This window comes from Salegentibacter sp. (genome assembly GCF_036568425.1).
Lineage (GTDB): Bacteria > Bacteroidota > Bacteroidia > Flavobacteriales > Flavobacteriaceae > Salegentibacter.
In genome coordinates this window covers 42805-53925 of sequence record NZ_DATCSO010000029.1, presented here as the reverse complement: position 1 = coordinate 53925, position 11121 = coordinate 42805, and the positions used below count along the sequence as shown (strand labels likewise).

Annotated in this window: 12 protein-coding genes and 3 tRNA genes; 9 read left to right on the top strand and 6 right to left on the bottom strand. The window is 39.4% G+C overall.

Features of this window, described 5'->3' with window-relative positions:
• Positions 1-159: 159 nt before the first annotated feature.
• A complete protein-coding gene (locus VIM94_RS03845) occupies positions 160-1236 on the bottom strand; it encodes an LptF/LptG family permease (protein WP_332037972.1) in 1077 nt (358 codons plus the stop codon).
• Position 1237: 1 nt separating this feature from the next.
• On the bottom strand, positions 1238-2368 hold the full coding sequence (gene tgt / locus VIM94_RS03840; protein WP_332037971.1) for a tRNA guanosine(34) transglycosylase Tgt: 1131 nt from the start codon (positions 2366-2368) through the stop codon (positions 1238-1240).
• Between the two features lie 174 nt (positions 2369-2542).
• Here tgt and VIM94_RS03835 point away from each other — a divergent pair, with 174 nt between their 5' ends.
• The 3 genes from VIM94_RS03835 (at position 2543) to VIM94_RS03825 (ending at position 5139) form a co-directional block, all read left to right on the top strand.
• Positions 2543-3388, top strand: coding sequence for a transketolase (locus VIM94_RS03835; protein WP_332037970.1), 846 nt, complete (start codon positions 2543-2545; stop codon positions 3386-3388).
• Between the two features lie 78 nt (positions 3389-3466).
• A complete protein-coding gene (locus tag VIM94_RS03830; protein ID WP_332037969.1) occupies positions 3467-4420 on the top strand; it encodes a transketolase family protein in 954 nt (317 codons plus the stop codon).
• 122 nt (positions 4421-4542) lie between these two features.
• Positions 4543-5139, top strand: coding sequence for an outer membrane beta-barrel protein (locus tag VIM94_RS03825; RefSeq protein WP_332037968.1), 597 nt, complete (start codon positions 4543-4545; stop codon positions 5137-5139).
• 64 nt (positions 5140-5203) lie between these two features.
• On the opposite strand, the gene VIM94_RS03820 is transcribed toward VIM94_RS03825, so the two are convergent.
• Positions 5204-6109, bottom strand: coding sequence for a hypothetical protein (locus VIM94_RS03820; protein WP_332037967.1), 906 nt, complete (start codon positions 6107-6109; stop codon positions 5204-5206).
• A gap of 66 nt (positions 6110-6175) precedes the next feature.
• Here VIM94_RS03820 and VIM94_RS03815 point away from each other — a divergent pair, with 66 nt between their 5' ends.
• The 3 genes from VIM94_RS03815 to VIM94_RS03805 are packed head-to-tail and all read left to right on the top strand — an operon-like array spanning position 6176 to position 7642.
• Positions 6176-6568 carry an RNA-binding S4 domain-containing protein gene (locus VIM94_RS03815; RefSeq protein WP_332037966.1) on the top strand — a complete coding sequence of 131 codons (393 nt, stop codon included), beginning with the start codon at positions 6176-6178 and terminating at the stop codon, positions 6566-6568.
• Positions 6558-7145, top strand: a complete 588-nt coding sequence (locus VIM94_RS03810) for a methyltransferase domain-containing protein (RefSeq protein WP_332037965.1) — start codon at positions 6558-6560, stop codon at positions 7143-7145. Before VIM94_RS03815 ends, VIM94_RS03810 begins: the two co-directional genes overlap by 11 nt.
• Positions 7142-7642 carry a phosphoribosyltransferase family protein gene (locus VIM94_RS03805; RefSeq protein ID WP_332037964.1) on the top strand — a complete coding sequence of 167 codons (501 nt, stop codon included), beginning with the start codon at positions 7142-7144 and terminating at the stop codon, positions 7640-7642. Before VIM94_RS03810 ends, VIM94_RS03805 begins: the two co-directional genes overlap by 4 nt.
• On the opposite strand, the gene VIM94_RS03800 is transcribed toward VIM94_RS03805, so the two are convergent.
• Entirely contained in the window at positions 7634-8155 is a 522-nt protein-coding gene (locus tag VIM94_RS03800) for a shikimate kinase (protein ID WP_332037963.1), read from the bottom strand. The two genes, VIM94_RS03805 and VIM94_RS03800, sit on opposite strands and share 9 nt — an antisense overlap.
• A gap of 125 nt (positions 8156-8280) precedes the next feature.
• On the opposite strand from VIM94_RS03800, the gene VIM94_RS03795 reads away from it, so the two are divergent.
• The 3 genes from VIM94_RS03795 to VIM94_RS03785 all read left to right on the top strand — a co-directional run bounded on the left by VIM94_RS03795 (position 8281) and on the right by VIM94_RS03785 (position 8916).
• A tRNA-Lys gene (locus tag VIM94_RS03795) sits at positions 8281-8353 on the top strand.
• 218 nt (positions 8354-8571) lie between these two features.
• Positions 8572-8644, top strand: a tRNA-Lys gene (locus VIM94_RS03790).
• Between the two features lie 188 nt (positions 8645-8832).
• Positions 8833-8916 (top strand) — tRNA-Leu (locus VIM94_RS03785).
• 17 nt (positions 8917-8933) lie between these two features.
• Here VIM94_RS03785 and VIM94_RS03780 read toward each other — a convergent pair.
• Positions 8934-10313 (bottom strand): aldehyde dehydrogenase family protein, encoded by a 1380-nt coding sequence (locus VIM94_RS03780; RefSeq protein WP_332037962.1) that lies wholly within the window; start codon positions 10311-10313, stop codon positions 8934-8936.
• A gap of 1 nt (position 10314) precedes the next feature.
• Positions 10315-11121, bottom strand: coding sequence for an SDR family oxidoreductase (locus tag VIM94_RS03775; protein WP_332037961.1), 807 nt, complete (start codon positions 11119-11121; stop codon positions 10315-10317).

The following is an 11121-nucleotide window of genomic DNA, read 5'->3' as shown; positions in this document are numbered from 1 at the left end:
GCCTTCTCGTACTGTTCTTCTAACTCTTTAATGGGTAATTCAAAATCTAAATATTCCATAAGTAGTTATGGGTGTTTTTTATTAGCTTACAAATATAACAAACTTTAAAAGGAAGATTTCCTATGATTCTACAATATTTTACCAAGGAATTTCAGAGACCTATCGCTTGGCCTTAAATAGTAGATAAACAGCTAATATTCCGAAACTTATATTGGGAAACCAGACAGCAACAAGAGGCGGGAAAGTAGACTGCTCGGCCATAGTACCAAATACTTTATCGAAGAAAATAAATACGAAGGCCAAAGTGATTCCTAAAGCAAGGTTCACCCCCATTCCTCCCCTTCTTTTTATTGAAGAAACTGCCACAGCAATAATTGTTAAAATAAATGCTGAGACCGGAATACTCCATCTTTTATAGGCCACTACCAGATAACGATTAATATTCCCTGAACCCCGGCGGCGTTCTTTTTCTATAAATTCATTAAGTTCCGTATAGTTAAGAGTCTCAGCGATATAGTTTTCCGGGGTGAGCTCATCAAAATCAAACGGGAGAATGGTATCTACCGTAGTTTCATGTATTATTTCATCCTCTTTCTCACCGATTATTCTTTTATCAAAAACACTAAGGGTATAGGTGGAATCCTCCTCGTTGTATTTAAGACGGGAAGCACTTATTTTAAATTTAAGTTCGTTTCCGTCAAAATGTTCAAGGGTAAAGTTCCTGGCCGTTTTTGTTCTTGGCTGAAAGTGACTGGCGTAAATATATTCATCATCATTAATCTGTCTGTAAACATCACTGGTCTCCTGGGTTTGAGTGCCTTTTTTTAGATATTCATATTTAAATTCATTAAAACCCTTACTCGCTTTTGGTGCCAGATACATACTGAGTACAAGAGCAAAACCACAAACAATAGTAGCGCCAATTAGATATGGGCGTAAAAACCTGTAAAAAGAAACCCCGCTACTTAGAAAGGCAATAATTTCAGTATTATTGGCCAACTTGGAGGTAAACCAGATAACCGATAAAAAGAGAAATAATGGAAAAAGCAGATTGGCGAAATAAATTGTAAAATCAAGATAATAAAAGGCAACTTCAATAAACGGCACCTCATTTTCAAGGATTTTATCGATTTTCTCCGCCAGGTTGACCGTTATCCCAATAGGTATAAATAGCAATAACATCAGGGAAAAAGTTCCCAGATATCGCTTTAATATGTACCAGTCAAGAATCTTCAATTTATAAACGCTTATCCATTTGTTTAACCATTTTATCCTTCCAGGGCGTGAAATCTCCCGCTAAGATATGCTTTCTGGCCTCTCTCACCAACCAAAGGTAAAAGCCGAGGTTATGGATGGTAGCAATTTGCTTGCCAAGCATTTCGTTAACTGTAAACAGATGTCTCAGATAGGCTTTAGAATATTCTGTATCCACCCAGGTAATCCCCATCTCATCTATAGGAGAAAAATCTTCTCCCCACTTCTTATTCTTTATGTTTATAGTTCCATGGGCTGTAAAGAGCATTCCATTTCGGGCATTCCGCGTGGGCATTACGCAATCAAACATATCTATTCCCAGAGCAATATTTTCAAGGATATTAATAGGAGTTCCTACACCCATCAGGTATCGGGGTTTATCTTCCGGTAGGATTTTGGTTACCACCTCGGTCATCGCATACATTTCTTCGGCAGGTTCACCTACCGATAAGCCCCCAATAGCATTACCTTCAGCTCCAACGGAAGCAATATATTCGGCAGATTGTTCTCTCAAGTCTTTATAAGTACTTCCCTGAACAATAGGGAATAAGGTTTGATTGAATCCATAAAAAGGCTCCACTTTATCCAGGTGGTTAACACATCTATCCAACCAGCGATGCGTCATGTGCATAGATCTTTTGGCATACCGGTAATCACAGGGATAAGGGGTACATTCGTCAAATGCCATAATAATATCGGCACCAATGGCACGCTGAATTTCCATTACATTTTCAGGAGTAAAAGTATGGAGAGAGCCATCGATATGCGATTTAAACTTTACGCCTTCCTCTTTTATCTTTCTTCTTGCAGACAATGAATACACCTGGTATCCACCACTATCGGTAAGGATATTGCGGTCCCAGTTCATAAACTTATGAAGACCACCGGCTTTCTTTAAAATTTCGGTTTGTGGTCTTAAATAAAGGTGATAAGTATTTCCTAAGATTATATCCGGATTAATATCTTCTTTAAGCTCTCGCTGGTGCACACCCTTTACCGAGGCCACCGTTCCCACCGGCATAAAAATAGGGGTTTCAATTTTACCGTGATCGGTAGTGATGGTTCCTGCACGGGCTTTACTACCAGCATCGGTAGCCAACAAATCAAATTTCATAGTTTTATTTAAATCGCTGCAAAGATACTTAACTATATATCAAATTGAAGCTAATGAAAAACCAAAATTGTTAGTTACTTGAACCTCAAAGTTAATAACTGGGCATTTGGGGCTTTGTCAAAGCTATTTAAAAGCCTATTTTTGTGGCCATTATTTAAACAACACAATACTATAATGTCAGACATTCAGGAATTAAAAGACTTTGCCACGCAGGTGCGCAGAGATATTTTAAGACAGGTACACAAAGTTAATTCGGGGCATCCCGGAGGTTCTTTAGGCTGTACCGAATTTTTCACAGCACTCTACAAAGAGGTGATGGACCATAATACCAACTTTGATATGGATGGTAAAGATGAGGATTTATTCTTTCTCTCCAATGGCCATATCTCTCCGGTATTTTACAGCGTACTTGCCCGCACCGGTTATTTTCCCGTGGAGGAGTTAAATACATTTAGATTAATCGATTCCCGTTTACAGGGGCACCCCACAACTCACGAAGGCCTACCCGGAATACGCGTAGCTTCCGGCTCCTTAGGCCAGGGAATGTCTGTTGCGATTGGGGCTGCTGAAGCTAAAAAGTTAAACAAAGATAAGCACCTGATATTTTCCCTTCATGGAGATGGTGAACTTCAGGAAGGACAAAACTGGGAAGCGATCATGTATGCAGCTGCAAATAAGATAGATAACCTTATCGCTACAGTTGACCTAAACGGCCAGCAGATTGATGGAAGCACAGAAACTGTACTCCCAATGGGAAACCTCAAAAAGAAATTTGAAGCTTTTGGCTGGGACGTTCTCGAAATAGAAGATGGAAATGATATCGAGCAGGTTATAGATGGCTTGAAAGAAGCCAAAACCCGCACCGGAAAAGGTAAACCGGTTTGTATCTTAATGACAACAGTAATGGGTCACGGGGTGGATTTTATGATGCATACCCATGCATGGCACGGAAAAGCGCCAAACGACGAGCAGCTTGAAAAAGCCCTTTCACAAAACCCTGAAACTTTAGGCGATTATTAAGGTAGTCAATAAAAAAAATAGATTTCCGTCGCAATTTACCCCGCTTATTTGCGGGACGGAAATGACAAAGAAGATAATATGAAAAAATATACAGATACAGGAAAAAAAGATACCCGTTCAGGTTTTGGGGATGGACTCACCGAATTGGGAAGAAAAAATCCAAACGTTGTTGCGCTTTGTGCCGATCTTGTAGGCTCACTTAAAATGCAGGATTTCATAGACGAAAACCCAGAGCGCTTCTTCCAGGTAGGAATCGCGGAAGCCAATATGATTGGTATAGCAGCTGGTTTAACCATAGGAGGAAAAATACCTTTTGCCGGAACCTTCGCTAATTTTGCTACTGGCAGGGTCTACGATCAAATAAGACAGAGTGTTGCCTATTCCGGAAAAAATGTGAAGATCTGTGCCAGTCACTCAGGCGTAACCCTTGGGGAAGACGGGGCAACTCACCAAATCCTGGAGGATATCGGGCTTATGAAAATGCTGCCGGGAATGACAGTGATCAACACCTGTGATTACAACCAAACTAAAGCGGCAACTATCGCAATTGCAGACCATGATGGGCCGGTTTACCTAAGATTCGGAAGGCCTAAAGTGGCTAATTTTACTCCTGAAGATCAAAAATTCGAAATAGGAAAAGCGGTAAAATTATACGGAGGTAACGATGTCACCATCCTTGCCACCGGTCATTTGGTTTGGGAAGCACTTCAGGCTGCCGAAAAACTTTCTGAAAAAGGAATAAGTGCAGAAGTAATTAACATTCACACTATTAAACCCCTCGATGAAGAGGCAATTATTAATTCGGTAAAGAAAACAGGATGTGTAGTTACTGCCGAAGAACATAATTTCCTTGGCGGTCTTGGAGAAAGTGTAGCCCGTACTTTAGCTGAAAATAATCCTGCACCGCAGGAATTCGTGGCTACCCAGGATACTTTTGGAGAAAGTGGTACACCCGAACAATTAATGGACAAATATGGGCTTAATGCCGAAGCTATTATCAAGGCAAGCGAAAAAGTTTTAAGCAGAAAATAAATTTTTGTAATTCAGTAACTTAGAAGCCTTTCAGCATTATTTCTGAAAGGCTTTTTTCATATCTTCAGAATAAACGGCATTGTTTATGCGTTATGGAAGGCCTAACTTAAAATTGAAACAGAATGAAAAAGTTAATAATTATCGCAATCTTTTTAACCGGTACAAGCCTAATGGCCCAGGAAGCCGAATTTGGAATTAAGGGAGGATTGAACTACGGAGCTTCCGGAGATTTTGAAAATGTAAATGAAGGTGCCGAAGATTTTCGAGCTTCTTTTGAAGAAGGAGAGAACAAGACCGGATTTCACATTGGGGCTTACAGCAAATTTGGAATCTTAGGAATTTTTCTTCAGCCAGAATTAGTATACACAAGTCTTACTACCGAATACGAATCTTTTGATTATAAATTAAACAAAATAGATGCTCCGGTTTTAGTTGGAGTTAACGTATTGGGGCCCTTAAGTGTTAAGGCAGGACCATCTTTTCAGTATATTTTAAACAATGAATTAGAAGAAACTTCACTTGAGATTGGTGATGTTGAAAATGATATCACTATAGGCTATCAATTAGGTGCTGGCTTAAATATTGGCCGTCTCGGTTTTGACCTTCGATATGAAAATGCCTTTAGCGAAAATACTGCTTTCGTAGAAACAGCTTCCGAGAGGTTTTCTCTTGATTCCCGACCTTCCCAGTGGATATTGAGTGCTTCATATTCCTTTTAAAATACGGAAAGCATAAAACAAAAAAAAGCCCCAATTAGGGGCTTTTTAGTTTCTTTATTTTTACTTAAAATGTATCCGGGTCCAGATAATCCGGAACTCCATTTCCATTAGTATCGGGGAATTCAAGGCTGCCATCTTCATTGATGATAATTTCTTCACGAGTTGGGGTACCATCCCCGTCATCATCGCTATCGGCAAAATTGGGAGTTTCATCTTCATCTGAATCGTCATTGCTAAGGTCTTTATCGGCATCAAGATCTTCCATCCAGCTAGGGATGCCGTCACCGTCATGATCGGCCTCATTCACCTGCAAAAGATTAACGCTAAAAATAAGCGGACTATATGCTGGAATTCTTGCTTGTGAATTAGAAAAATATCCTAACCCAGAAGGCATAAATACCGCACCAACCCCATAATCGTTGTTAAAACTTACCGTATTATCTCCATTTACAGTATATCCCGAAGCTCCCTTAAATTCAATTAATCCTTGTGTAAAGCCATCGATCAATGAAAGCTGGTCAAACCATACCGGAGTTTTTGCATTATCAAAAGTTGAATGATCAAGTAATTCCCCACGGTAAGTTACCAGGGTCGAATCAGCGAAGGTTGGTTGCTCCCCTACTCCTTCTCTTACTTTAAGAACATAAATATTATAATCTACATCATCCTTATTGTATTTTTTTTGAATCAATTTATCTGATTCTATAATTGGAGTTTTATCGGCATTTTCGCCGGCAATAGTATCAAAGCGTACTATATAATCAAAGTCTTCATCGGGATTTTCAAAATCCGCATAGTTATAAAAATGGGTTTCCAGGTATGCTTTTAAGGCCTGGTCATCCTCGATGGCCTGCTCTCCCTTGTCTCTCTCGGGAACATCTTCAACCCCGTCATCGTCATCATCACTACAGGAAACCAGGGCCATACTTAAAATAATACCCGTTAAAAATAAAGATTTCAATTTCATCATTCGTCTATTTTGGGCCGCAAGATACAATATTCTTGTATTTTTGCTTAAGGATTAAACCGCAGTTTTATGAGGATTGATAAGTTTTTATGGTGTGTAAGATATTTTAAAACACGAAGCCTTGCTACCCACGCCTGTAAACAGGGAAAAGTAAAGATGGAAGGCAGCAATGTAAAGGCTTCAAGAGAGGTTTTCCCCACGGATAAGATAAGCGTACGCAAAAACCAGATCAATTATGAGCTCGAGGTTCTGGATATCCCACCAAGCAGGGTTGGTGCTAAACTGGTGAATTTATATATTCATGATTTAACTCCTAAAGAAGCCTTCGAAAAACTGGAGCTATTGAAATATTCCAAGGATTACTACCGAAAAAAAGGTACAGGTCGCCCCACGAAAAAAGATCGGCGCGATATAGACGAATGGTTTGACAACACTGACCCTTCAAGCCCTGATGAGAAATAAACTGGATGCAGGTTTCTGGAAAGAACGCTATAAACAGGGTAAAACGGGCTGGGATATTGGGCAAATATCGACTCCCCTAAAGACCTATATCGATCAGCTTACTAACAAGGAACTAAAAATTCTTATTCCGGGAGCAGGTAATTCCTGGGAAGCCGAATATCTTTTTGAAAAAGGTTTCAGGAATACTTTCGTAGTCGATCTTGTTAATGAGCCTCTGGAAAATTTCTCTAAACGCTATTCCAAATTCCCCCAGGAACAAATCCTGCACACCGATTTTTTTGAGATCGAAGATTATTTTGATCTCATCCTGGAACAGACCTTCTTTTGTGCGCTTCCTATTAAAAAAAGACCTGCTTATGCCAGGAAATGTCATGACCTCTTAAAGGACAATGGGAAAGTTGCGGGAGTACTTTTTAATTTTAAATTGACAGAAAACGGGCCTCCCTTTGGTGGCAATAAAAATGAATATTTAACGTATTTTAGCGAGTACTTTAAAATTGAAATCCTGGAGCCGTGCTATAATTCTATTAAGCCAAGACAAGGAAATGAACTCTTTTTTAAATTCAAGAAACTATGAAAAAAGGTGTATTGATCTTAAACCATGAACAGATTCAGCATAAAATAAAGCGTATTGCCTATCAGGTTTACGAAAGTAACCTGAAAGAAAAAGAGATCGTTCTTGCCGGAATTTCAAAAAACGGCTATGAGTTTGCTCAGCGGTTAAAGAGCTGGCTAGAAGAAATCTCACCTTTAAAAATAAGTCTCTGCGAGGTAAATATCGACAAGAAAGATCCACTTGGTAAAATAACAACCTCTCTTGAAAAAGCCGACTACCAGGATAAATCAGTGATTTTGACAGATGACGTGCTAAATTCAGGAACCACTTTAATTTATGGAGTGAAACACTTTCTCGAAGTTCCTTTAAAACAATTTAAAACTGCTGTCCTGGTTGACAGGAACCACAAAAAATATCCGGTCAAGGCCGATTTTAAAGGAATATCACTATCAACTTCCATTCACGAAACAGTTACATTGACTTTTGAGGAAGGAAATAACAAAGCAGAGTTATTTTAATTTCTCCATTATTTCATTCAATGTATCTTCAGGCTCAGCATTATTTACATTTACGATAATATCTGATTGATGGTAATAATACCCTCTTTCGAACATATGTTTTCTGATAAATTCCTCCAGAGCTTCCTGGGTTTCCAGGTGGCTGATGACAGGTCTGTGAATTTTCTCGGGAAACAAGCGACGGGTTAATTCTTCTACTGAAGCTTTTAGATAAATAATTTTTGACTGAGGAGTTTCCTTGATTAGCTCAAGGTTTTTTCCATAGCAGGGAGTGCCGCCACCCAGTGAAACTACAAGATCTGACTTATCTTCCAGCACATCTTTTAGAACTTTAGTTTCGAGTCTACGGAAATATAACTCCCCTTTTTTATTAAATATATCATGGATGCTATTGCCTTCCATCACTTCGATCTGATCATCAAGGTCAAGAAAATCGTGGTTTAATCTTTTGGCAAGCTGTTTTCCTAACAGGGATTTTCCGGAACCCATATATCCGGCAAGAAATATTTTCATAGTATAATTTACTCGTTTTTAGATGAATTGAAAACAATTGCAAATTTATGTGATTTTAGTCTTGAAAAATAAATTAATGCGTGTATATTTGCACCCGCATTCGCAAAACGACGTATGCCATAAATGATCTGGTAGCTCAGTTGGTAGAGCATCTCCCTTTTAAGGAGAGGGTCCTGGGTTCGAGCCCCAGCCAGATCACTTTTTGAAATACTGATCATGTTGGGCGAGAAGTTTATCCTGAGAAAGCCGATAGGCGAAGTCGAAGGAAGCCCCAGCCAGATCACTTTTTGAAATAATGATCATGTTGAGTGAGATCCTGATAGCTATCGGGAGTCCCGAACGAAATGAAACGCAGTGGAATGGAATTTCGGGGAGCTTCAGCCATATCACAGTTCTTTTTACAGACGCAAAAACCAGATCTGGTAGCTCAGTTGGTAGAGCATCTCCCTTTTAAGGAGAGGGTCCTGGGTTCGAGCCCCAGCCAGATCACTTTTTGAAATACTGATTATGTTGGGCGAGAAGTTTATCCTGAGCAAGCCGATAGGTGAAGTCGAAGGAAGCCCCAGCCAGATCACTTTTTTAAGTGAAAACTCAAATCACTTAATAAGTTCAGAATTCTATTGGAATTCAAAATTACTGAAACCCTATTGAAAGTTAGATTCTCGAATCCTGCTTTTGCCCGGGTGCTGGAACTGGTAGACAGGCATGGTTGAGGGCCATGTGTCCATTAGGGCGTGCGGGTTCGACTCCCGCTCCGGGCACACTTTTATATTCTTTTTCACCCCAGTATTTTCTTTATCACTCCAAAAAACCGGTAAGGCGGATATTTCAGACTTAAATCTATTAGAGTAGATGAGCTTACTACTGCTCTTTCGTGACTAAAGGCAAGAAAACTTTTATACCCGTGATAATTACCCATACCACTATACCCCACTCCCCCAAAAGGAATTTTATGGTTTGCGATATGCAGTAAAGTGTCATTTATACAAGCTCCCCCCGAACTTGTTTTATTAAGAACTTCATTCGCTTTTTCTTTACCTCCAAAATAATATAATGCCAGAGGCTTTTTATTTGCATTGATAAAAGTTATGGCTTCCGAAGTATCTTCAAATTTCATAAGTGGAAGAATTGGCCCAAAAATCTCTTCCTGCATAATTTGGTCTTCCGAACTTACATTATCCAGGATAGCAGGAGCTATGAATCGAGTCTCCGGGTCGCTTCCCTTTCCATGATAAACATCCTTACCCTCTAAATATCCGGTAAGCCTCTCGAAAGCATTATCAGTTATAATCCTCGCGTAATGCTTACTATCCTTTATTTTTTCACCATACATTTCTTTCCAGGCTTCCACAATCTTTTTTAGTAATACTTCTTTAACTGAACTGTGAACTAAAAGATAATCGGGAGCAATACAGGTTTGACCTGCATTAATCGTTTTCCCCCAGGCAATACGTTTGGCGGCAAGATCAAGATTGGCATCCTTATCCACAATACAAGGGCTTTTCCCACCGAGCTCCAGGACTACCTTGCTCAGATGCTCTGCAGCAGCTTTCATTACTATTTTTCCAACCCTGGAGCTTCCTGTGAAAAAGATGATATCAAAAGGAAAATCAAACAATTCCTGGTTGGTTTGTTTCCCTCCCTGCACCAGGCTTATATATTCAGAAGGAAAATATTCGTTAATCATTTCTTCCAAAAGCCTGGAAGTATTAACCGAATCGGGAGAGGGCTTTAAAATCGCACAACAACCTGAAGAAATAGCCCCAACGAGAGGATTAAGACTAAGCTGAAAAGGATAATTCCAGGGAGAAATAATAAGCCCTATTCCCAAAGGTTCATACAGGATTTTAGACTTTGATGGGAAGAGCACCATTGGAGATGATACTTTTTTTGGGCTAGCCCAGCTTTTAAGCTTTTTAAGATGAAAGTCTATTTCCTGTAAAACTATACTCACCTCTGTTAAAAAAGCCTCCTCCCTGCTTTTATTAAGGTCCTGTGCAAGAGCCTGATAAATTCGATCTTCATAACTCAAGACAGCCTTTTTAAGGATCTTTAGTTGTTCAATTCTAAAAGACACTTTTTTAGTACGGTGAGTTCCAAAGAATTCTTGTTGACTTTTAAAAATAGCTTCAATTTTAGTTCCCGATGTTTCTTCCATATTATTTATTGTTTCTTCCTTTAAAATCATCCATCGTTTTATAAACGCCTAATACCTTCCCTACAAACCAGTCATAAAACCAAATGGGGAATATTCCCTGAGAAAACCTCACAAAGTGCATACTCCAGGGCATACTCAGAAAAATTCTGTCTTTTTCAATAGCTTTAATAACTTTTGACGCCACTTTTTCCTCTTTTAATATAGGAATAAAAGATTTCACCCCATCAAACATCCCAGTGTTAATATAATAAGGAGTTACCGTTGTAACTCCAACTCCGGTTTTTAAAGCCTTCATTTCAAGCCTCAAACTATCAGACCACCCGGTACAAGCCCATTTGCTTCCGGCATAAATGGCCATTTTAGGGTTCGAAACCAAGCCTGCGGAGGAAGCTATATTACAAATATGTCCAAACTTCCGAAGAATCATTCCGGGTAAAAACTCCTGCGTAAGATGCATTGGCGCCAGAGCATTCACAGCCATAGTTTTATTGATCGCTTCAGGAGTAGACTCATGAAAATTACCACCAAACACAATTCCGGCATTATTAATCAAAATATCCACCGGCCCAATGTCCTTCTCAATTATAGCTGCAAGTTCTTTTACCTTCTGCTCATCGGTAATGTCAATTTCAAAGGTATAAACTTCGCCCATATTTTTAAATTCCTCCTGGGCCTCAATTAGCTTTTTGGCATCAAGATCCCAAATTATCAATCTACCTTCTTTTTTAAGAACCTCCCGGCCCATAATTCTACCAATACCGGAAGCTCCACCAGTTATTAGCACACAGCTCGACTTAATTTTGGTCAT